At 39.3% G+C, this 24,234-nt stretch carries 18 protein-coding genes; 11 read left to right on the forward strand and 7 right to left on the reverse strand.

The window, feature by feature from the left end; genetic code table 11:
* Positions 1-605, forward strand: a 605-nt coding sequence (locus ASU31_RS23960; protein WP_157258253.1) for an alpha/beta hydrolase, incomplete at its 5' end; no start/stop codon positions are given.
* A gap of 45 nt (positions 606-650) precedes the next feature.
* Here ASU31_RS23960 and ASU31_RS23965 read toward each other — a convergent pair.
* Both ASU31_RS23965 and ASU31_RS23970 read right to left on the reverse strand, forming a co-directional pair.
* Positions 651-2,531 carry a gamma-glutamyltransferase family protein gene (locus tag ASU31_RS23965; protein ID WP_057934780.1) on the reverse strand — a complete coding sequence of 627 codons (1,881 nt, stop codon included), beginning with the start codon at positions 2,529-2,531 and terminating at the stop codon, positions 651-653.
* Positions 2,532-2,706: 175 nt separating this feature from the next.
* Entirely contained in the window at positions 2,707-3,030 is a 324-nt protein-coding gene (locus ASU31_RS23970; RefSeq protein ID WP_057934781.1) for a TfoX/Sxy family protein, read from the reverse strand.
* A 266-nt stretch (positions 3,031-3,296) separates the two neighbouring features.
* Between ASU31_RS23970 and ASU31_RS23975 the strand changes: the two genes are divergently transcribed.
* Positions 3,297-3,578, forward strand: coding sequence for a hypothetical protein (locus ASU31_RS23975; RefSeq protein WP_057934782.1), 282 nt, complete (start codon positions 3,297-3,299; stop codon positions 3,576-3,578).
* 128 nt (positions 3,579-3,706) lie between these two features.
* Here ASU31_RS23975 and ASU31_RS23980 read toward each other — a convergent pair whose 3' ends face one another.
* The 3 genes from ASU31_RS23980 to ASU31_RS23990 form a co-directional block, all read right to left on the reverse strand.
* Entirely contained in the window at positions 3,707-5,125 is a 1,419-nt protein-coding gene (locus tag ASU31_RS23980; protein WP_245224602.1) for a glycoside hydrolase family 28 protein, read from the reverse strand.
* 50 nt (positions 5,126-5,175) lie between these two features.
* Entirely contained in the window at positions 5,176-6,804 is a 1,629-nt protein-coding gene (locus ASU31_RS23985; protein WP_057934783.1) for a sodium/sugar symporter, read from the reverse strand.
* 126 nt (positions 6,805-6,930) lie between these two features.
* Entirely contained in the window at positions 6,931-7,938 is a 1,008-nt protein-coding gene (locus ASU31_RS23990; protein ID WP_057934784.1) for a LacI family DNA-binding transcriptional regulator, read from the reverse strand.
* Positions 7,939-8,437: 499 nt separating this feature from the next.
* On the opposite strand from ASU31_RS23990, the gene ASU31_RS24000 reads away from it, so the two are divergent.
* The 9 genes from ASU31_RS24000 (at position 8,438) to ASU31_RS28150 (ending at position 21,432) form a co-directional block, all read left to right on the forward strand.
* Positions 8,438-9,325 carry an inositol oxygenase family protein gene (locus tag ASU31_RS24000; protein WP_057934786.1) on the forward strand — a complete coding sequence of 296 codons (888 nt, stop codon included), beginning with the start codon at positions 8,438-8,440 and terminating at the stop codon, positions 9,323-9,325.
* Between the two features lie 68 nt (positions 9,326-9,393).
* Complete coding sequence (locus tag ASU31_RS24005; RefSeq protein WP_057934787.1) at positions 9,394-12,432, forward strand: SusC/RagA family TonB-linked outer membrane protein; 3,039 nt, start codon at positions 9,394-9,396, stop codon at positions 12,430-12,432.
* 18 nt (positions 12,433-12,450) lie between these two features.
* On the forward strand, positions 12,451-14,124 hold the full coding sequence (locus ASU31_RS24010) for a RagB/SusD family nutrient uptake outer membrane protein (RefSeq protein WP_057934788.1): 1,674 nt from the start codon (positions 12,451-12,453) through the stop codon (positions 14,122-14,124).
* Positions 14,125-14,229: 105 nt separating this feature from the next.
* On the forward strand, positions 14,230-15,210 hold the full coding sequence (locus ASU31_RS24015; protein ID WP_157258255.1) for a purple acid phosphatase family protein: 981 nt from the start codon (positions 14,230-14,232) through the stop codon (positions 15,208-15,210).
* Between the two features lie 70 nt (positions 15,211-15,280).
* Positions 15,281-16,507, forward strand: a complete 1,227-nt coding sequence (locus ASU31_RS24020) for an acyltransferase family protein (RefSeq protein WP_057934790.1) — start codon at positions 15,281-15,283, stop codon at positions 16,505-16,507.
* A gap of 105 nt (positions 16,508-16,612) precedes the next feature.
* On the forward strand, positions 16,613-18,922 hold the full coding sequence (locus tag ASU31_RS24025) for a GH92 family glycosyl hydrolase (RefSeq protein WP_083505514.1): 2,310 nt from the start codon (positions 16,613-16,615) through the stop codon (positions 18,920-18,922).
* A 648-nt stretch (positions 18,923-19,570) separates the two neighbouring features.
* On the forward strand, positions 19,571-19,840 hold the full coding sequence (locus tag ASU31_RS24030; protein ID WP_057934791.1) for a hypothetical protein: 270 nt from the start codon (positions 19,571-19,573) through the stop codon (positions 19,838-19,840).
* Positions 19,841-20,066: 226 nt separating this feature from the next.
* The gene (locus tag ASU31_RS24035) at positions 20,067-20,687 is read left to right on the forward strand and encodes a Crp/Fnr family transcriptional regulator (RefSeq protein WP_057934792.1); all 621 of its coding nucleotides are present in this window, start codon (positions 20,067-20,069) and stop codon (positions 20,685-20,687) included.
* Between the two features lie 508 nt (positions 20,688-21,195).
* Positions 21,196-21,432, forward strand: a complete 237-nt coding sequence (locus ASU31_RS28150; protein WP_157258261.1) for a recombinase family protein — start codon at positions 21,196-21,198, stop codon at positions 21,430-21,432.
* 198 nt (positions 21,433-21,630) lie between these two features.
* On the opposite strand, the gene ASU31_RS24040 is transcribed toward ASU31_RS28150, so the two are convergent.
* Both ASU31_RS24040 and ASU31_RS24045 read right to left on the reverse strand, forming a co-directional pair.
* Positions 21,631-22,152 carry a hypothetical protein gene (locus ASU31_RS24040; RefSeq protein ID WP_157258257.1) on the reverse strand — a complete coding sequence of 174 codons (522 nt, stop codon included), beginning with the start codon at positions 22,150-22,152 and terminating at the stop codon, positions 21,631-21,633.
* A 29-nt stretch (positions 22,153-22,181) separates the two neighbouring features.
* On the reverse strand, positions 22,182-23,627 hold the full coding sequence (locus tag ASU31_RS24045; protein ID WP_057934794.1) for a hypothetical protein: 1,446 nt from the start codon (positions 23,625-23,627) through the stop codon (positions 22,182-22,184).
* Between the last annotated feature and the right edge of the window lie 607 nt (positions 23,628-24,234).

Consider the following 24,234-nt stretch of genomic DNA (forward strand, 5'->3'; position numbering starts at 1 on the left):
CGGCCTTAGTGCTAAAATACAGATTACCCAATGATCTGATTATGAAAAATCGTTCAATCGGGCCATTACAGGATGCTGAGCAAGCCATAAAAACAGTGCGCGAACGGGCTAAGGAATGGAACATTGATACAGCAAAAGTTGGGATAATGGGTTTTTCGGCCGGAGGCCATGTTGCCTCTACGCTATCTACCCATTATAAAGATCTAGTGATCCCAAATAAGGAGAAAACAAATCTTCGACCAGATTTTTCCATACTCATTTATCCTGTGATTACCTTTCAGGATAGTATTTTGCATAAAGGATCCAAAAAAGCTTTAATCGGAGAAAATGCATCGACCGAAAAAACAGCTGAATATTCGAATGAGTTACAGGTAAATAAAGATACACCCCCTGCTTTTTTGATTCATTGCAGTGATGATAAAGTAGTACCGGTGGCTAATACTATAAACTATTATCAGGCACTTAAAAACAACGGGGTAAAGGCCGAAATGCATATCTACGCTACAGGAGGCCATGGTTTTGGCTTAAAAAACGCCACGAGAACCGATAATTGGCTTGAACAGTGCATAGCATGGATGACTGAAATGAAAATCAAAACACTATAAGGTTTCTTCAATTGTGCAGGATTAATTTTTAAATGAGGATTGATACTACCATGCAATACCATAATCTTCACCATGATTACTCGAGCCACCTTGCAAACTATTGTGCTTCCAATCAAAATAAATGGCGTTGATTGGCCCACTGGTACGTTCTGAAAAACTGAGGGTATAACCCATTTTTTTCAGTTCATTGCGCACCTCCTCTTTCGTGTTGGTATTTAACAAGATCTGACCAGGTTTTGGTTCTCTGTCGCTTGTTTTAGCACCACCCAGCGAAAGCCAAAGCTGATTGGTGTTAAAGTTAGCAGCTTCAGTTGCCCTTTGCACGTTCATGCCAAACTCAGCCATGTTTAAAAAGAACTGCAGCAGATTCTGATCCTGGGTATCTCCGCCCTGAACTGCAGCGGATACAAATGGTTTACCATCTTTGATAAACAATGAAGGCGACAGGGTTACCCTTGGGCGTTTTCCCGGTGCAACAACATTGAAGGGATTTAAAGTAGAATCGAGCACAAAACTTTGCATCCTTTGACTCATCCCAATACCTGTATTACCGGCAATACAGGCCGGAAGCCAGCCACCACTTGGGGTAACTGATACCACCCAACCGGCTTTATCTGCAGCTTCTATCGATGTTGTTCCCCTCCACAAACGGTCTTCATAAATTTCTTTTGGCGTATTATTACCAAGGTCGTGCTTTGGCGCAAAGTTACGCTTGGCTGTATCGGGGTTAAAGCCTCTGCTTTTTAACAGATTTAAATAAGGGTTTTTCTTGCCTTCGTATGGGTAAGGATCACCAGGGCCGGTGTTCGCATCATTTTTATCAAGCTGAATGAGCGAGGCCCTTTGTTTTGCATAATCTTTACTTAACAAGCCTTTCATCGGTTCAGCAGGACTTTGGTTTGGATCACCATAATAAAAATCGCGGTCTGCAAAAGAAAGATTCATAGCCTGATAAACAGTATGGATATATTTTGAGCTATTGTAGCCCATTGCTTTTAGGTCGAAATTCTCTAATATATTCAAGGCTTGCAGTAAAACGGGGCCTTGGGTCCACTGTTTTAATTTGTATACTTTAATGCCTTTATAATCGGTGCTTAGTGCATCTTCTTCGACTGGTTTCCATTTAGCAAGATCATCCATGGTAATCAATCCACCTTGTTCCTTACTCCCACGCACGAATTCCTTGGCGATGTCTCCTTTATAGAAACGATCGTAAGCAGCCATTAATGCCTCTTGCCTTGAACTACCTCTCTTCAGCGCAGCTTGCTCTGCTTCAACCATTTTGGTTAGAGTGGCTAATAGATCTTTTTGAATAAAAACCTCCCCAGCTTCTGGCGCTTCGCGTTTTTCGCCCAAATGTGGCAACAGTACTTTTTTACTATAAGGCCAGGTTTTAATCAATTCTTTATCGCGCTCCATACTGTTTGCTGCCTGTGCTTCTATGGCATAACCTGCGGCCATGTGCATAGCAGGTGCCAAAACCTGCCCCAGGCTCATGCTGCCATATTTACTCAGCATATAAATCAGTCCGCCGGGTGTACCTGGTGTGGTTGCGGCCAAAGGGCCGTATTCTGGCGGAAAGTTATAACCTTTAGCTTTAAAAAAGGCTACGGTTGCCCCGGTTGGGGCAACACCCATTGCATTAATCGCAATCACCTTTTTTGTATTTGGGTTATAGATCAACGCCTGCGTTTCTCCTCCCCAGCTTAAAGTATCCCACATGGTGCAGGTGGCAGCCAACATGGCACATGCCGCATCAACTGCATTTCCACCCTGCTGGAAGATTATCGACCCTGCTGTTGCTGCCATAGGCTTTCCGGTGATGGCCATCCAGCTGTTGCCATAAAGCATTGGCTTTTGTGTTTGCTGTGCAAACAAAGGCTGAAGAGAGAGTGATAATAACAGAAACAGGGCTAAATTTTTCATAGTTCCAATATAGCTAAAATATGTACTATAGCAGTCTAGCGTCTGCACAACAACCCTTAATTCAGGGAATAAAACAAGCTTGTTACAAATTTAAACAGTACCAGAACAGCTTATCGTAGTGCCCGTAGTTAGCTTTTCTAAATTCATCCCACTAGAAGAATGCAGGATTCTATTCTTATTTCTTTTTCTTGGGTTTCGGCTCAGGCAGTTCAGCAACGGTAATGCTAACCAGTTTTTTTAGCCAATCGCGATCTTCCAACTTCTCTTCGATTAGAAACTGATTTTTTGCACCCGGGTAAGGAGGAGCTTCAACAATATCCTTTATATAAGCTCTTCCGGATAAGGTTGGCTTAACAAACAGCTTGTTGTCGCACACCAGCGCAAACAATTTATCATCAAAATACAACCCATATTCGCCAAACATTTTTTTATAGCTAACCTGTCCAGAATAATCTATCTGATCTATTATAAAGTCTACGAATTTTTGGTCTGAGGCCATTTGTAAATTGATCTAATTGGAATGCGAGCAAGGCTAAATGAATAATCAATAAGCAACTTTTAACTGTATTTAAGATAAAATTTCGCCAATTGCACTAAGATAAGCACAATCAACCATTAAATTAAACCTAAACGCAGACTAATCATTGGCTCATTGCTTTTCTTTTGATTCTGGTTTGTAATAATGGGCTTAATCACTAAATTTGCCGCCCAAATGAACAATTGATATAAAGTCTACGATTGTTCTAAACGGTAAAAAAGAATAAAATGGAAGAAAACGATTTTGTTTCTATCTGGCTGGAAGAAACAGGAAATCCTGCAATTGAGAAATTAGCACAGCTAAATCTTGAAGTTGCCAATAAAACTACAAAAGTACTTGCAGAAAAGGGTGCAACAGAAAACGATCTTGCTTCCCTACTGGATATTAATCCTGATGAAATTAAAAGGTGGTTAACTGGCAGACATGTCTTCAGCATCAAAACCATTAACGAAATTGTTATTGCAATGGCTGAAATTACACAGAGAGAACAACAGCCTGAATTCCTATAATTTATTCAATTCTACTTTTAGTCTTGATTAAGTGCTAATTTAAATCCATACGATCTTCCTTTACGGTTATAAAACAGGCTATTAATTGGATTTTGGCGTAAGCATTTAAATATTAGGGCAACCCTTAATTATTTATCTGCTGTAGTTTCGTTAAAGTTCACGGTTTTGAGCTTACTTACATTCTTTTGTTCAAGTGCTTTTCCGGCATAACCAGGCTTATTTATACCCCATACTACATTACTGTTAAATAGGCTGATGTATCCCGTATTTTCAAAATAAAAGCCTGCAATCGCACTTTTAACAAGTCCTTCTACATTACTCGGTCTACGGTCGTATACGCCGCCTTCTTCTTTTGTTGTTTTATCGAGATAAACACTAACCTGATCAAAATAGATCTCTGAAATTTTATCGGGACTTTCGCCACTGATGTACACACCACTTTCTCCCGTACATCGGATATTACTGAAATAAATATGCTTAACCGCTCCTACCTTTCCCTTTGTTTGTCCTTTTGGTAAACGCCAACCAGCATCTTTATTGTTGCTGGTTGCTCTTGGGTAAGCAGTAATATAAATCGGCTCTGCCTTGCCCCACCATACATCCGAAAAAAGTTTCGATTCGATAAACAGGTTAGAAAAAATCACGTTGTTTACCGTACCCTCATCACGGTTTTGAATGCCAATGCCGCGGTTGCTTTTCCTGATATTACAATTATTGATGAGCACATTACTGATCCTGTCCATATTTTCAGAACCTATTTTTATGGCGCATGAGCTAGAGGTCATGGTACAGTTACTAATCACAATATTTTCGCAAGCACCGTATTCTTCAAATTCCCGTCTGTTTTTTAAACAGATACAATCATCACCTGATTCGATAAAACAATTGGTGATCCTCACATTTTTACTGTGATCCAGATCAATACCATCGCTGTTACGGATTTTAATACTGTTCAAAAGTGTAATATTCGATATCGATACATCATTACAACCAACTAAATGAACCGTCCAGTAGGCTGAATTCTGAAAAGTTACCCCATCTATATTCAGTTTATTACAGCCGATCAAAGTAAGCAAATGCGGCCTTGGATCTATAATATTAAAGGGTTTTAATACATAGGAATCGCTAAGCTCCTCGCCCATAAACGAAATCCCATTTCCATCAATTACACCTGTTCCACTGATGCTCACCTGTTCGAGTTTTTCCCCGCCTATCCAAATGGTTCCCTCGCCTTTGTTTTCACGAAAGGCACTTTGGGTATATAATTTTTCATCTGGACTGGCCAAAAGCTTAGCCCCACCTTCCACTCTTAAATCGATGAACGATTTTAAGTTAAAAGGACCAGTTAAAAACACATGACCAGCGGGTACAACGACCTGTCCCCCCCCTGCTGCTGCACAGGCGTCGATGGTTTTCTGGATAGCGGCTGCATCGTTGGTTTTGCCATCGCCAACTGCACCGTAGTTTTTAATATTGTATAATTTATTTTGAGCCATTGCGCCGAAAGAAATCAGCAGGACAAAAAAAAGTAAGGTTTTAATCTTCATTTTTAACATGTTAGAAATAAATACATCAACTATTTTATATAAAGCTTCGCTTACCAAAAAACAGTATAAAGTGCTGCAAGGATTCCACAGATAATAACCGAGGCAATGGTAAAGGCCGGAGTAACCTTAAACATACTGCTATCAATTTCAAGTCCCTGCGGATTATCTTTACTTTTCGGATCGGTTAGTGTTACCACAATCATTAATCCTATTATAATCATAAACACCCACGACATTCTGTTTAAGAAAGGAATCGGTGCGATAGCGCCATTGGTAACTGTAGGCAAGAATTTAAACAAAGTAGATAAGGGGATGGTTAATAAAGCAGCAGTAAGCGCTGCACGCGATGTGGTTTTCTTCCAGAAAAAGCCCAGTAAAAAGATGGCAAAAACACCGGGCGAAATAAAGCCGACATATTCTTGAATGAACTGATAAACCTGATCGAAACTACGTAATGCCGGAGCAATAACGATAGCAATCAGAGATGCAATAACCACAGACCACCTCCCAACTGAAACCAAACGTATTTCTGAAGCTTCGGGTTTGATAAACTTTTTGTAAATATCCAGCGTAAATATGGTGGCTATACTGTTGCACTTCCCTGCTAAAGAGGCCACAATCGCAGCAGTAAGTGCGGCAAAAGCAAGGCCTTTAATCCCTGCGGGCAATAAATTCATCAATACCGGGTAGGCGTGATCCGGCTTAACCGTTCCAGCTGCATCAAGCATTTCGGAATGGAAATAACCACGTTGATAAAGTACATAAGCCGCAATACCAGGAATAACAACGATTACCGGAATTAGTAATTTTAAAAATGCAGCAAATATTAGTCCGTTGCGCCCGGTCTTTAAATCGGCTCCCAATGCCCTTTGAACAATATACTGGTTACAACCCCAATAATTTAAATTATTGATCCACAAACCACCTACCAGCACCGCAATGCCCGGTAGTTCGCTGTAGAATTTATCTCCTTTCGAAAATATCATATGAAAATGATCAGACGCTTCACTGCGTAATAATGGAAGCGAGGCTAAAACACTTGGTGCATCTAATTTTTCGGATACGAGTTTAAGTGCCATATAACAGGTAATCAATCCGCCTGCAACTAAAACAAAAACCTGTATTACATCGGTATAACCAATTACCTTCATACCTCCTAGTGTAATGATGGCAGAAAAAATGGCCAGAAAAATGATGCATATATTAAAAGGAACGCCTGTAATGGTTTCAATAGCAATAGCACCAAGAAAGAAAATAGACGTTAAGTTTACAAACACATAAACGAGTAGCCAAAAAACAGCCATCAGCGTACTCACCGTATTATTATAACGGTTAGACAGGAACTGTGGCATGGTGTAAATTTTGTTCTTGATATAAATGGGCAGAAAAAATATGGCTACAATAATTAGCGTAGCGGCGGCCATCCATTCGTAACTTGCAATGGCAAGTCCCATAGCAAAACCCGAACCCGACATGCCAATGAAATGCTCGGCAGAAATATTAGAAGCAATGATAGATGCGCCAATTGCCCACCAAGTGAGCGAGCCTTCTGCCAGAAAATAATCCTTGGTATCGGTACGTTTTTTTTTCTTGCTCCGATAAACCCAATAACCATATGCCGAAACAATAATAAAATACATCAAAAAAACAGCATAATCGAATGCAGACAAGTGGTTCATATGGATTTTTTATATTTGGTTTTTTTTAAAAATCAGAAAAAATCCCAATGTTGGGGGCTAAATTCTATTATTTAATTACGTAAACGTTTTCGCCTAGCTTGTAGCAACAACATAGATTTACCCCTGTTAGCAGCCTGTCGATTCGCGCTTGATCAACATCGATTTCAAAATTATATTCTGTTCATCATCAAGTTGTTTATTATTGAGAATTTTGAACAGGCATTTTGCCGCTTCACGCCCAATTTCGAAAGCTGGCTGTGTAATTGTAGTAAGCGAAGGATTCAGAAGCTTTGCTGTACTCAGGTTCGAAAAACTCAGTATTTTCACATCACTCGGAATCTTTAGATCCATTTCTCTGCAGGCGCAATAAGCAGGAATAATAAATTCTTCAATGGAAGAAAAAAGTCCATCGGGCTTATACTTCTTAAGCAGTTCCTTTATATGTTGCAGATTAAGTTCTTCGTCATCCTGATATTTAACAACGGGCTGCTCACCAGCAGCTATTCCATGCGTTTTCAGTGCATCAAGATAACCTGCAAACCGAGCTTTACCAGCAGGAAGATTTTCCAACCCATATAGATACGCAATTTTGGTACAACCGCATTCAATTAAATGCTCAGTCGCCTGAAAAGCAATTTCGTAATCATCGGTAGTTACTTTAACTGCATCTAAATTTTCATAAACGCGGTCGAAAAACACCAATGGAATTTTCTTAACCAGGTTAGTATAATATTCACTGTTATACTCACTGCTAGATACAGATGTAAGAATACCATCTACCCGGCCATTTAATAAACTATTGGTAAAGGCAACTTCTGCCTCTATATTCTCGTGGGTTTGGTATATAAGTACATGATAACCATATTGTCTGGCAATCTCCTCAATTCCTTTTATGGATAGCGAGAAAAAGTTATTGGCTACGCAGGGAATAATTACCGCTACAGTTTTAGTTTTATGGCTCCGTAAGTTGCTGGCGGCTGGATTAGGTGTATAATTTAACTCTTTGGCTAAGGTCCATACCCTGTTTTTAGTTTTTAAACTGATCTCGTAACTATCATTGAGGGCCTTAGAAACGGTTGCGATGGAAATATTTAATTCCTGAGCCAACCGCTTAATGTTCACTGCTTCCGCCATGTCTTAAAAATTTGTTTAGTTAGTTTTTTTCAGAAGAAAATGCCCATATAAAACCTTAGTTAGTGATACAATAGGTCAAAAGCTCCTTTTCACCAGCATCTTCATCAAAAACAATCCAGCTTGCCCCAATTTTAGAGCAGATTTGCCGAATTTATGTTCATCATATTTGTTGGTTACAGCAATAAGATACTTCTTTTGACTAAGAAAAAGCATCTGCTTCAAACGAAAATATGAAATAATCGTAACAACAACGTTTATTTCTTTTCTTTTATACATTTCACTAATGGGCATTCAGGCAGAAAAGAACGACCATTAGTGTAACTCAAACTGTAACCTATTAAATATAAACAAATTAAAGTTGATTACACAGTGTAGAATTAAAATTTACTTAATCGTTTACGTAAATAAAATCGGCAAAATATAAAAGTTTAAGCTTCTAAAAACTCAACTTTAACTTATAAAACCAAAGAAAATCTTTAACCAATCCATTTCTAGCCTTATGAGAAACCAAAGCGAAGCTTCAAAGGATAATCAAAATCCATTGCAAAATCTTGATCAATGGGAAGAGGATATATTAATCCGCTATCCTGATCCCAAAAACATCAACGCTGAAAAAAAAGAAGAGCAGTTCAGAAATTATGATGAAACGGAAAAAGACAGCGTAAAAGAATTTTACAGGCTTAACCATACCTACCAAACATATGATTTCGTAAAACAGAAAAAAGCAGACTATTTAAAGTTCGACAAACAGGAAATGCCGATCTGGAGTGCCTTTGATTTTCTGAATAAGTTGGTGGATGATTCTGATCCTGATACCGATCTGGACCAGATGCAGCACCTGTTACAAACATCAGAAGCCATTAGAAATGATGGCCACCCCGATTGGATGGTGTTGGTGGGTTTAATACACGATATGGGTAAAGTGCTTTGTTTATTCGGGGAACCGCAATGGGCCGTAGTGGGCGATACTTTTCCGGTAGGCTGCGCCTATTCAGATAAAATTGTTTATCCAGAGTTTTTTAGTCAGAATCCTGATTTTAAAAACGAAACCTATCAGACTAAATTGGGTGTTTATACCCAAAATTGCGGCTTGGATAATGTAGACATGTCATGGGGCCATGATGAATATGTATACCACATGATGAAGCCCTACATTCCGGAGCCAGGTTTATACATGCTCCGTTACCATTCCTTTTACTCGCAGCACAGGGAAAATGCATACGATCACCTGATGAATGAAAAAGATCATGAAATGTTTAAATGGGTTAACCTGTTTAATCCTTACGACCTGTACTCTAAAAATCCCAATCAGAAAAGCTGGGCCGAGCTTGAGCCTTATTACAAAGCACTTGTGGCTAAGTATTTACCAGCCACTATTAAATTTTAACATTCTATCTCAAAAACAATATAACCAAATAAAACAAACCAATTTATGAACCTAAATCTACAAAAATCATGAGATTTAAATGTACAAGCTTAAAGTATGGCAGCATCTTTTTGCTGCTTTTACTCATCAGCCAGTCGTTCAACATCGCTTTTGCGCAAACTGAACGAAAAATTACCGGAAATTTAATGGATACTAAAAACATGCCTGTTATAGGCGCCTCTGTCGCGGTAAAGGGCACCAGTAAAGTAACAGTTACAGGAGATAACGGTGCTTTTAGTATTTCTGCAAAAAACGGAGACAAACTGGTGTTTACCTTTATGGGTTACGAGCCTAAGGAACTTACCATAGGTACAGGTTCTAACTACAAAGTAACCATAAGCGAAGCCAATACATCACTTACAGATGTAGTTGTTGTAGGATACGGAAAAGGTTCTCGCAAGGGCTTATCAAGCGCCATTACTTCTGTAAAACCTGAAGAATTAAATAAAGGGGCTATTGCAGATGTTGGTCAGTTGCTACAGGGCAAAGTTCCCGGGCTGAATATTAGCGCCAGTGGCGATCCAAACAAACCTGCGGCAGTAATCTTACGTGGTGCATCTACCATTAATAGTCCTGGAGCACCTTTCTATGTTATAGATGGTATCCCTGGAGCCGATATTGCCGCGATAGCGCCAGCGGATATTGCTTCAATTGATGTTTTAAAAGATGCCGCAGCAACAGCTATTTATGGTAACCGTGCAGCAAGTGGTGTAATTATAGTAACGACTAAACGTGGCAAATCGGGCAAGCCGCAGTTAAGCTATAGTGGTTATGTAGCTGCCGAAAAAGTAAGTAATCAGCTTGATTTAATGGATGCCGATCAATTAAGAGCTTACCTTACGGCTAACAAGGTTACATTTTCGCCAAATGATGATAAAGGCGAAAATGTAAATTGGATGAAAGCCATTGAGCGTTCTACTGCATATTCACAAAACCATAACCTTTCATTTAGTGGAGGTACCGATCACAGCAACTATAGCGCCAGTTTAAACTACTTTAACAAGGAGGGTATTTTAAGTCAAAGTTCATTAAATCGTATTATTGGTCGGTTAAACATAGATCAGTACGCATTCGATGATAAAGTAAAATTCAGCTTAAACCTATCCAATTCGAGTAGTAAATCTATTAACGAGCCATTGCAGAATATTGTATTGTTACAGGCAGCAAAACGTCTACCAGTTTCTCCTATTTACAATACAGATGGAAGTTATTTCGAAAACCTGAACAATACAGGTTATTTTAATCCGTTAGCCATTGCCAACAATGCACAGGACGAAACAAAATATAACGTTTTAATTGGTGGTTTTAATACGGAAGTAAAATTGCCGTTTGGCTTTACGTACAACATTAATCTATCTTACCAGAAAACTACTGCTGCGCATGGCGAATTTTATAGTAGTTACTTTGGAAAATACCCAACATCGAATTTTTACAATAACCCCGACCCAGGTATTGGCATAGCGCACACGCTAATTGGAAATATATTTGGTACAAATGGCTCGGCTTTAAGAAGCAACTTTGAAAACACCAATAAAATATTAGAAACATTCTTAACCTGGGATAAAAAAATTGGCGATCATACCTTAAACGCTGTATTGGGTTACAGTTACCAGGATAACATTGTAGGTGATGGTTTTCAAACTTCAAGTACAAATTTCCCAACAGATTTCGTTGGCTTTCAAAACCTTACCCTAGGCAACCCCTATGCCATTTCTTCTTACCGCATTAATTTAGGGAACGACCTTACTTATCAAAGAATTCTGATGATCTCTGACTTTTTCAGGTTAAATTATAATTACAAGAGTAAATACTTTTTGCAAGGTTCAATCAGACGTGATGGAAGCTCCGCATTTGGAAAAAATAACCAATGGGGCTATTTCCCGTCTGTTGGTTTAGCCTGGAGAGTAAGCGAAGAAGATTTTATGAAGGGGCAATCGTTTGTTAGCGATTTAAAAATCCGTGCCAGTTATGGTGTTACAGGAAACTCTTCAGGTATCGGCGCCTATAATGGACAGTTAGTTTACGGCATTACTGGTACTTACTACAATAATGGCGTTCAGGCAGCAGCATATGCGCCAATACAAGGCGCAAACCCAGATTTAAAATGGGAAAGAACCTCGACCAAAAATCTTGGTGTCGATTTTGGGATTTTAAACAACAAAATTACAGGTACAGTAGATGTATATGATAAAAACACCAATGGTATGCTTTTCCAGTATAATGTACCTTCTGCGCTTGTTCCAGGTGGTAGATTATGGGCAAATGGTGGTAGCATCAACAATAAAGGTATTGAAGTAAGTTTAAATGTATCACCAGTTGCTACCAAAAGTTTTTCATGGTTGAGCACCATTAACATGGCTTACAATAAAAACAAAATTACGAGCTTGCAAGGCCCTATCTCTAATGCAGATTCTGTTCGTTACTCAGATCCAGAAGGACCAGGACAAACAAATGCAACTTTACAAATCCTGAAAGTTGGCTACCCACTTGGCCAGTTTTTCACGTTAAAATATGCAGGTAAAGATGCTAGCGGCAACTCACTGTTTTATAAACGCGATGGTTCTACAACTACTACACCGAGTATTGGAACTGACTATTTCTACCTTGGCAATGCACAGCCAAAAGTAATAATGGGCTGGAGCAATACCTTTAAATATAAAGAATTTGAGCTGAACATCTTCTTAAGAGGAACCTTTGGCAATAAGATATTTAACGCCACTAAAGCAGATTTATCTTATACTGCTGGCGCAGCTGTTAATAACATACTAAACAGCGCTGCCGACGATAAAGTAACGGATACAAGAAACTCATTCTACTCAGACAGGTATATTGAAAGTGGCTCTTACGTGCGTTTGGATAATGCAACTTTGGGCTATAATTTTAAAAACCTAATTAAGTATGTGAGTAATGTCAGGGTTTATTTATCAACCAATAATTTGTTTACCATTACTGGATATAAGGGAATTGATCCTGAGATTAATCAAGGAGGCGCTGCACCAGGTATAGATTATAATAACTTCTATCCTAAAACCCGTACTTTTTTACTAGGTCTTAACGCATCATTTTAAAACACAAATTTTAAAGACATGAAAAAGATATTATTTGGAATATTATTTGTGCTGACCGGAGCATTAATATTCACCTCCTGCCAAAAACTCGAGGTACCCGTTACATCAGAACTTACACCGGAAACCTATCCTCAAACAGCAGCACAATTAACATCAGCATCTGGGGCGGTATATATTAATTTAAGGAGTGATTATGCTACCACTTATTTCTTTTTACAAAGCAGCTCAACAGACGAATCGGTACTGCCAATCTTTGCTTCTGACTGGATTGATGGGAATAAGTACCTTGAATTACATCGCCACACCTGGACAAAAGATAATGCATGGGTTGCAGCAGGTTGGTCATACTTAACCAATATTATTGGCACCGCCAATCAAACTATTTCAATTATTACCCAATCAGCACCTCCAGGAGCGGCAAAAAACACCAACCTTGCAGAATTGAAGACCATGCGTGCCCTGTCGTATTTTATGATGATGGATTTATATGGCAACGTTCCATTAGATACCCTGTATGGCGCTACAGCATTAAAAACAAATTCAACAAGAGCACAGGTTTTTACCTATGTTGAAAGTGAACTTAAAGCAGCTATCCCTTATTTAAAATCGACTTCAGGTATAACAACTTATGGTTTACCAACTAAATATCTGGCTTATTCTATACTGGCAAAGATGTATCTTAACGCTTCAGTATATACTGGAACGGCACGTTATGATGATTGCATTGCCGCCTGCGATCAGATCATTAGTTCGGGCCTATATAATATCGAGCCACTATCCAGCTATCTTCAGATGTTTTATCCCACAAACGGCCCTTTGCAAAAAGAATTTATCTTTGCCATACCCTTTGACGCCTCTACATCAAATGGAAATATGTTTATGGCCCGCTACGATCTAAACCGTAATCTCGGTATACGTTATCAATACTCTGGCTCCACAACAGGCACATTTACCAACCCGGTTATGAACCAAAGCAGCGGCGGAGGCTTAGCAAACAATAAACCGAGCGGACCAAGAATGACCACTACTGAGTTTTATGCAAATTTTAACGATGCAAATGATATCAGAAATAAACAATGGCTTACCGGCCCGCAGTACTGGCAAGATGGAAGTCCTATCATGGTGAGCACCACTAACTTAAGCTACGATCAGTTTTATACAGGTGGTACTCCTAACGGCACATTAACATATGCCCTAAATTTAACTCCGTTGAGCAGTTCACGTTTAGGTGCAAATGCTTACGATTTAGGGAAGGATGAAATTGCCTGGAATACCGGCTACCGGAACATTAAATTTCTACCAGATTATACCAACCCAACCAACCGGAACCAAAACAACGATATGCCGTTATTCCGCTATTCAGATATTATCCTGATGAAAGCGGAAGCTATATTCAGAGGTGGAACTCCAACGCTTGGTGCTACTGCATTAGGCTTGGTAAACAGTGTACGAAGCAACCGTACAACTTCTGCAGCTTTAGGAGCATTAACACTGGATGTACTTTACAATGAGCGTTCGAAAGAATTTGCATGGGAATGCTGGCACCGTAATGATATGATCAGGTTCGGTAAATTTGAGAACAGTTATGGTTTATCTAAAACCAATACCGACACTTATCGCCGTATATTCCCAATTCCAAGTACAGCAATAGCAACAAACAATACATTGGTTCAAAACCCTGGTTACAATTAATCTGTTGTAAACAATACAAAAATTTCTCTGGGGTAAAAGCCAGAGAAATTTCTTTTTTCCCGTCCTTTCAAGTCGATGGACTACCCAAACATTAAACCTATCTCCATGAGGAAACACTTACTTTTACTGATTTTCCTATTCACCTATTGCTCATTGCAGGCTCAGGTTTTATTAAAAACACCATCTGAAGCCACCCCTCCAACCAAAACTTTAACTAAAGATGCCTTATCGCTTAATTTTATTGCCATGGGCGATTGGGGAAGGAACGGTGCCGACCACCAGAAACAGGTAGCACAACAAATGGGGATAACCGCAGCAGATGTTAAAGCACAGTTTATCATTTCCACAGGCGATAACTTCTACCCTAGCGGTGTAATCAGTGAGCACGATCCACTTTTTAAATATTCATTTGAAGATATTTATACTGCATTTTCTTTGCAATGGGATTGGTATCCGGTACTGGGTAATCACGATTATAAATCCAATCCAGATGCCCAGGTAGCCTATTCAAAAATCAGCAGAAGATGGAAAATGCCTGCCCGTTATTACGCAAAGAAATTTCCCATTAACGGAGACCTGAATAACCAGGTATTGATTGCTTTTATCGATACCAACCCTTTAATTCCAGAATTTTACAAAAATTCAGAATACGGCCCAAACGTAAAAAGCCAGGATACTACCCAACAAAAACGATGGCTGGCCAAAGTATTAAGTGATGAAGATCCAAGCATCAGATGGAAAATTGTTGTGGGTCATCACCCCATGTATACTGGAGGAAGCCGCACAGATGGATATGATACCAAAGCAATCCGCAGCTCTCTTAAACCAGTTTTTGATCATTATGGCGTAGATGTATACCTCACCGGGCACGAGCACAGCTTACAGTACATTAAACCCGAAGGCAAAACGCATCACTTCATTTCAGGCGCAGCATCAGAAAAAACACCTGTAAAACTCATTGATAATGCTCAGATGGTAGCTTCTGTTTATGGTTTCATGCTTTTTTCGGTCGGCAAAGATTTAATCCGCGTACAAACCATTAACGATGAAGGAGAGATTATTTATAATACCATTATCAAAAAATAAATGCAGTTTTTCTCCGAACAGCGCTTATTTTTAGAAAACAAAAACCGCCCATCATTAGCTTAAAAATATTATGGCCAATACCGTATCTGCACCGCAGGATTTGCTTTTACCGAAAAAGAAAAGACTACTTTCTTTAGATGCCTTACGCGGTTTTGACATGTTCTGGATTATTAGTGGAGAAGGTATTTTCCACGGATTGGCCAACGGTGTAATGAAAGAACACCATTTGATCAGAAATCCAAATGATTGGACCATCGCCAGCAATGGCCATTTATCATTTTTCGAAAGTTTTTTGGTTGGCCTCAGCAACCAGCTTCATCACTCCCTTTGGAACGGTTTTACTTTTTACGACCTGATTTTCCCGCTTTTCATTTTTATCTCTGGTGTTTCTATGCCATTTTCTTACGAAAAACATTTAAATGCCGGAAATGATAAAAAAAAATCGGCAAAAGATATTTATTATGCCCTGATCAGGAGAACACTGATTTTAATCTTTCTCGGAATGGTGGTAAACGGCCTATTCAAATGGGAAGGCTACGAAAATACACGTTTCGCGAGCGTGCTTGGCCGTATTGCCCTATCCACTTTTTTTGCTGCTTTAATTTATCTCAATTTTTCGTTACGCAAACAGCTTATTTGGCTGCTGGGCATTTTATTGGGCTACTACATCATCATGATAGCCATACCTGTTCCTGGCTTCGGAAATGGCGTTTTAACACCCGAAGGTAACCTGGCAGCATATGTAGACCGCTTATGGTTGCCTGGCAAACTCCATCGTGCAATATACGATCCAGAAGGTTTATTGAGTACTATTCCTGCCATCGCAACAGCACTTTTAGGGGTATTTACAGGAACATTCCTAAATACTAAAAACTACCGTTTCAGTCTGGATCTAAAAGCTTTATACCTTTTTATCGCAGGCATAATACTGGTTTCGCTTGGATTACTATGGAACCTATTTTTTCCGATCAATAAAAATATCTGGACAAGTTCTTTTGTGTTGGTTGCCGGTGGATTCAGTCTGGTGCTATTCTCCTTCTTCTATTACATTATTGATGTTAAAACTCATCAAAAGTGGAGCTTGCCCTTTATCTGGATTGGTACAAATTCTATTTTAATTTACGTATGTGCCCATGGGCTTTTCAATTTCGAATCTACTTCACAATTCCTCTTTGGTGGAATTATAACTAAAATACCTTTGGCCTGGCAACAGGCAGGTTTATGGCTAGGTGTTCTACTAATACAGCTTGGAATATTGAAATTTCTTTATGATAGAAAATGGTTTTTAAAAATTTAAAATGACATTAAAAACATACCTTCTTTTTACATGATCTGCCTTGAACATTATCTAATCATTTTTAAAAAAATGGAAATTCCTCATTAAAAAACACCACATTTAAATATGCTGTTAACCGATTTACAAAATATAGTTTCTAAACGCGATACCAGGCTTAGGATTAGGATTAGCCGGTTCTTATTGTTGTTTTTGGCAATAGCAGCCATTTATACCGATACGGTGTATGCGCAACAGCAGTATTTAATCCCTTATGTTCAGCCATTTTCGGGTACTTCTGCCAGCACCACATTGGCTAGCCAACACATAGAAGATAAAACCGAACGCCTGGCCAATACCATTCCGGCTGTAGCACCGCCGTTTAGCATGACGCAATGGACGCCGCAGACCCAGCTTACTGAAAAAAAATGCCTGGCACCTTATTATTACAACAACAAAAAGTTTTACGGATTTAGGGCAAGCCATTGGATCAGTGGTTCTTGCACCCAGGATTACGGAAGCTTCACCATTATGCCCATTTCAGGCCAACTTAAAACCAATGCAGCTCAATATGCTGAAAATTATGTGCACGAAAACGAAGTTTCTACCCCATCCTATTACAAATTAAAATTACCTCAACATCAACTGTTAACAGAAATTACAGCCAGCCTTAGAAGCAGTGTAATGCGGATCACAGCGCTAAAAACAGATAGCGTTTATGTTTTAGTTACCCCCAATAGCGATCAAAACAAGGGTTTTATTCAAGTTGATGCAGAAAAAGGTGAAATTTCCGGATATAATCCTGTTCACCGGATTTATCAGGGATGGGGAGAACCTGCAGGCTTTAGTGGTTATTTTTTCATTCGGTTCAAAAAAACCTTTACCGCTGCAAGGGTTTATAGCGAAGGTCATATTTTCAATCAGCAAAACATCAGCAATAAAAAGGATATTGGTGCTTATGCAGGCTTTAAACTGCAAAAAGGGGAACAGTTAGTGATTTATTCTGGCACCTCTTTTACAAGTATCGCAGCCGCCAAGGCCAACCTGGAAAGTGAAATTAAAAATGATGATTTTGATACTGTTTTAGCACGCACCAATCAGGCCTGGGAAAAATCCCTATCGCAGGTCCGTATTTCAGACACAAATGAAAAAGGGAAAAAAATCTTTTACACTGCCCTCTATCATGCCATGCAACATCCCAGGTTATACAATGATGTAGATGGGAAATACCCACAATTTGACGGAAATTATCAGAACAAAACAATAAATAAAGGCAATTATTATGATGATTTTTCGATGTGGGATATTTACCGTGCGCAATTACCTTTAATTGAACTATTGAATCCCAACTTAGCTAATAGCCTTGTTAATTCGATGATATTAAAAGGTCAGCAAGGTGGCTGGATGCCTATTTTCCCTTGCTGGAACAGTTATACTGCCGCCATGATCGGCGATCATGCTACTGCTTTCATCGCTTCCGCATATAATAAGGGAATCCGCAATTATGACATTAATGAAGCTTACCGGTTGATGAGGCAAAATGCCTTTCAAATGCCCGATTCTGTCGATTACCTGAATGGAAAAGGCCGACGTGGAATTAACAGTTATTTAAAGTATGGCTATATCCCGTTAGAAGACAGTGTTCCAAACGCTTTTCATAAAAAAGAACAGGTAAGTAGAACCTTAGAGTATGCATACGATGATTATGCACTCGCCAGTATCGCGAAAGATTTGGGCAAAGAAACCGATTACCGGGAGCTATCAAAACGATCGCTTAATTACCAACATATTTTTGATCCCAATGTTGGAATGGTTAGAGGCCGTTTTGCCAATGGCAACTGGTACAAGCCTTTTTATCCCGATCACCGCGAACCTTACATTACAGAAGGAACCCCAAGACAATATACTTTTTATGTTCCGCATGATATCCCCGGACTGATCAAATTGATGGGTGGACGTAAAAATCTCGAAAATGAACTGGATTCGCTCTTTAATAAAAAAGAATATTGGCATGGGAATGAACCTGGTCACCAGATTCCATTTTTATACAACTACACCGCTTCTCCATGGAAAACCCAGATGCAGGTCTCACGCATTTTGGCAGAAGAGTACGGGGAAGGTGCTGGTGGTTTAAGTGGCAACGACGATGCCGGGCAAATGTCGGCATGGTATGTATTTGCAGCACTCGGCTTTTATCCGGTAGATCCTGTTTCAGGAAACTATCAACTCACCAGCCCTTTGTTCAAACAGGCTACAATATCTTTTAAAAATGGCAAAAAATTAGTCATAACAGCCATTAAAAAGAATAGAAATTCTATTTACATCTCAAAAATCAGTTTAAATGGAAAGCCTTTCACCAAAAACCAAATTAAACACCAATTGCTGGTGCAAGGCGGAAAATTAATCTTTTATCTGCAAGATCAACCAGCCATGCTTTAAATGCTGAAAAACCAATCTAAACGTAAATAAAACTAGAATTAATAACTGTACTACTATTAACGTTATTTTGTAATTATTTAAATATCTGCGGACACCCCTCTGAAAGAGGGGATTCAACCCAGGTTAATCTTTAAATAAAATCACGAGCACTAGTATTGCACTAAGCACAAGGATAAAAAGTATCATTCTTTTAGGAAAGACACTTTCACACACCTCATTCCCGGTTTTATCTGATGCTTTTAAAGTTTTCTTTTCAACCTTCATTGTTAGAATGGTATAGATAGGGTTTGACTGTGCTTGAGCGAAAAAGATTAAGGACGAAAAAAATATCTTTATTTATTGACCTTATCGCTCAAAACATCAATATTAAAAACACCTGCTTACCATCGCTCTCCTGCACATTGTGCCACATCTAAAAGCCCAGCAGTAGCTTTCTCCTAAAAAATAATCTGGGTAAATGAGTGCCCTTAATCTTAGAAAAAATCATATCAGGTATTTTTTCACCAAAACATATCTCCACCAAACACTTAACAAACAAACAATAACGAGCTAACCTTGAGGAAACATTGATTGACTAATTTACAAGTGCATTTGTTTACCCTAAGCAGAAAACAGGCAAACAAAAAAGTTTCAATAAAATAGCAAACTATGAAACAACAGGCCAGAACGATACCAGGAAAACTGGTAGATTTTGATTATAACAGATACAGGTTACCAACATTTGTAATGCAGTTTAGACCCTCCGTTTATCAGGACGGTGATTGTTACTATGCCGTATTATCCTTTGAAGAGGAACACGATGTTTCAGGTCTTGGAACCTCTCCTGAAGATGCACTGATAGACTGGAATGATAAAGTATGCGAGATGCTTGCCTTATCGGCCCCTTTACGCACATCGCTAAGCGCCAAAAACAAATAATTTGCTACAAAAATAGGCCAATTAATCTTCACCTAAATTATTCTGCTGAACCAGAATATAGCTTATCGGCCCGGTATTTGATCAGTACTATTATGATCAGCTGAATTTTCCCGCTAACGATTACTTGAGATCAAAAAGTGATCCCATTAATCCAGAATAACGAACTTTGAAAAGTTTGGTCATTTAATTACTTTTATCACTATCTGAAAAGCTAAACTAAAGAATCATGGCCGGTGCGCAGGAAAACAGCAAATGGGACTCCTATAACGGTGCTTCCCCACTCATTGCCCTATACAATAGCTTCCACCCCTTAACCGCTGAAATGGAGGCACTTATCGATAGCCTCACCTTTCCGGTGAGTTTCCGCAAGAACAGATATATTATCTCCCCGATAGACCGTAACAGATATCTTTACCTGATTTTAAAAGGGGTAGTAAGGGGATTCTACAAGGAGTCGGGGACGGAAATAACCTCCTGGATCTGTCAGGAAAATGAAATTGTAGGAACCATCCGCAATTTATGGACCGCAGAAGAATCTGATGAATATCTTCAGGCAATAGAGGATGTAGAACTGATTGCCATACCTCATGAGCTCACGACTATGCTTTATAAAAATTTCGCGGAGGCAAACATTATTGGCAGAAAGATCATGGAACTTCATTATAGAGGAGCGAATGACAGAGGCTTTATCTGCCAGATTCCCTCTGCTACGGGCCGCTACAAACACTTGCTCCGGGCCTTCCCCTGGATGATTAACCGTGTGCCGCTCCGGTATGTTGCGTCGTTCCTGGGACTAAGACTGGAAACGCTGAGCAGGATCCGATCAGGAGAAAACAAAAAAGCATAAAACCAGCGTGTGCGTTATTTTTAATTTTTATTACTTAGATCTTGCTAATGGCATGAAAATATTAAAGGCTGCTTAACCATTATGGATCTGGTATTAGTCTGTAAAATTAAATAATCCGATTATGGCAATATCATTAAGTTAAACATAAATATTGTCAGTCTGAGGGGTAATTTATTGTATGCAATTTAAAATCATCATCCAGCTTTACTTTATCTTCGGTTTCGATACGCGAGACGTATTCGTCTCAATCCCGCACTTCAACCTTATCCATATTGGTATACAATAGAATTGACAACTCAATTTTGGCTGACGATGCTTTTAATAAGCCTGTCCATTTATTCAGTCCACATAATTTCGCAATCACCTGCCGGATATTTCCTAACTTGAATTTTCCGTCGTTAATATTGAAGTCATTTACGAACAGGTCGAACTTAAAATACCTCGGACCGTAGCCCTAAATTGGGGTCGAATGAAGAACTTTGGGTTTTGAAATTACAAAGCCCTTGAAATCCATCTAAAGAAGTACAGGGGAGAATGCCAGTTTTTGATTGTACTTGACCATGATAGGTTCGGTAGAAATCTGCCAGAGGCATTAATGAAAATTGCGGAACCCGAAAAGAAGCATGGAGTTAAAGTGCTATCTACAAGTGAACAGGGTGACTTGGACACATCAGACCCCCATGTGTTTATGAAAAGAGCATTGCATGATATGCAGTGTTTTACATTTTCTACAGGCCAAAGTTAAACGAACATCTTGAGTAGCATTTTTTTTTTAGATTGGTCAACCACCAAATTGGGGAAGAACCACTTTAAAGCGAAACGGGGTAACAGCCTAAACGCGGAACAGGTGGCCATTTTCTCTGAAATACTCACAAAATGCCCTCGCATTTCGAGGGCATTTGCAAGTTTAAAGCTCATTATCTTTATTTGTTATTATTTCCAGTTACAGATTTGACTTGAAACTGATACTTTTTAACAGTTCATCAAAAATCTTACGACCTTTTATGCTGTCGGCTTCCTGGAATTGAACACTACCATTTACACCACGATTGTTTCTGGTTTCTGAGAAGAAAGTACAATTGTGCTCTCCCCGAAGGTGCGATTCCTGTATTAGAAAGTTTATCCCATTAACCTTTACTATTTCAAGCCGGTCAATGTTGTCTTCCAACTTGAGTTCTTTATGCATAGCTGACATTTCGGCTTTCTTCTGAACCAGCGTTTGTTCATTGCCGGCTTTCATGCGAAAGTCTTTAATTCCAATCAGCATATCGCCAACTGAATATACGTTCTGGTACTGCGTTGAAATTTCCGAATACTTAAATTTCCTGGTCGCTAATTTGGATATATCGGCCTTCGCCAGTTTAGCTGAACCGGTCGGAACTTTCACGTTAACAACCTGACTTGTTGGTTCCTGGTTAATAAACATAGTACCGAAAAATAGAGTGATTAACAAATTTATCTTCATGATTATTTATTTTTATATTTATTAATTATTTAATTAGGTGGGCAATCAATGGGGCTGACATCTCCATTTTCATCTATTGCTAATGGCTTCATCTCCCCATCGATCTTCTTATAAACATTTAACACATTTCCGAGTTTTGTCAAAAGCGCCTTTTCGGTACCACCATTCTGAGCAAGCGTCGCAAAACTATAATTATACATCGTTGGATCAGCCTGAAAGGCAGCATAAGCAGATTGAAAGCCAGACCAGTCTTTTACTGTCACGACGTAAGTCGTAGCGGCGGTAACAACTGTAATCGACACATTATTGGTGTAAAATGCATAACCATCAGGCCCGGAATTTAAAAGAGCTTGTTTGTTCAGATTTACAGCCATTCCGAACACGTCGGTAGGCGATGGAGCAGAGCCAGCCGGGTGGGTATGCGTATCTCCAATGGTATATCCGTTCGTGCTATCCCAGGTAAAATACGAATTAAAGCTATTGGTAGAGCCGTCAGTTCTTATAGGTATATTAATGTAAGTACTTCCATTGACTTGTGTGACTCTCTGCTCGTATCCATATTCGTTTCCCGTTGCACTGGTAGCAGTTCTGGCTTCGGCGTTCTTGGACGAGATGTACGAGTTATTTACAACCGCACTGACCATTGCTTTTCTTGCACAAGGATCTTCTATTGAAGGTGGGGTAACGTCTGGCGGAGTCAGAGGAGGCTGAGACAAGCCCCCATCATCCTCTCCCATAGGTGCATCACTCGCGACGCAATGTACAGAGTAGGTAAAGCCCATTATCTGCCATGAGCAATAACTTGGAAACCCATCCAACTGAAAGCAGAACTGACCATATGCTGGTATTGCAGAAATCTGGCAATCCGTATAGCTCACGGATAGCTTCTCTCTGCTATTCAACATAACCTTTTCCCCGTAAACATTTTTATCAATTCTTCCTTTACTATACGAATCAACTGATTGAACATTACTTGAAAGAGAAAGAAAGATCACATTACCAGTAAACCCCTTTACATTATTGTAATGCACGTTGGTTCTAGTATCCGATTCCGACACAACGTTCATGTATCGGCCTGTAAACAAATTACTCTTCTTGTTCTTAGCTATGATGAGCTTAAATATACTTTTGTTAGCATAAGACTCAGCATTAGAGAGATCTATCTTATCCGTTGTAAGGAAAATCCTATTCGGATTCTTAAGCTCCACTTCGTAAACCGTTGTAAATTCAGTTTCGAATTTTTCAACATGGCTCCAATCCGGCACAAGAGATGAAAGGATTGTGCTCCTGGTGAGAGTACCTCCCTGCTGGTTGTTAAACCATTCCTTTACACCACTTAGCGCCGGAGGATCGGAAGATTCTTCATTAATGCTTTTTTTGCACGATTGGGATAAAAATAAAAGGCCCAGGATTAATATTACTCCTCTGCGCCAGTTAAGAAAGTGGACATTGGCCCCCTTCAGTTTTAATTTCATAGCGTTAATTTAAATTGTTTATGATAATGAGATATGCTAATATAGTCGTTTTACTATAAAAAAAAATACTGCAATGTAATAAAATTCACTCATTAGGCTTGTCAAATCATATCAGGGTTACAATTGCTAAGTTTTTACCAACCCCAAAAACTGTAAAGCATTCCCAGTATTACCACCTGGAAAATGTAAACTTATTCTAGTATTATAATTCAAAAACGACAAGTAAATTCAGGACGGTACATTGGCCAGCCGTTCCGCATTTAAACTGTCACCCCATTTCGCTTTAAAGTGACCACCTGTTTCGGGGCAAACTGGCCGTTCTGATCTTTCGATCAGCTTTTTTCGCAACTGGCTTTCGGGAATAATTTTTCAATTTCTGCATAAAATAAAGGCTCCTGGGAGCATATCTACTATTCGGGATGAACTACGGTCACTTCGCTGTCTTGAAGGGGGTATGGTATTTTTTTTACGCGTTCCAGTACCTGCGAATGGATTTTGATCGCTAGAAAGGTCTGAATTGAGGATGAATCCGGCAGTAAAATGGATTAAACCGAAAAGTCCTGAGGAAAATGGATTTGGATCCGAAGTGTATATTTGTTCAGAGGGA

Origin of the sequence: Pedobacter ginsenosidimutans, from assembly GCF_001442625.1 — a bacterium.
Lineage (GTDB): Bacteria > Bacteroidota > Bacteroidia > Sphingobacteriales > Sphingobacteriaceae > Pedobacter > Pedobacter ginsenosidimutans.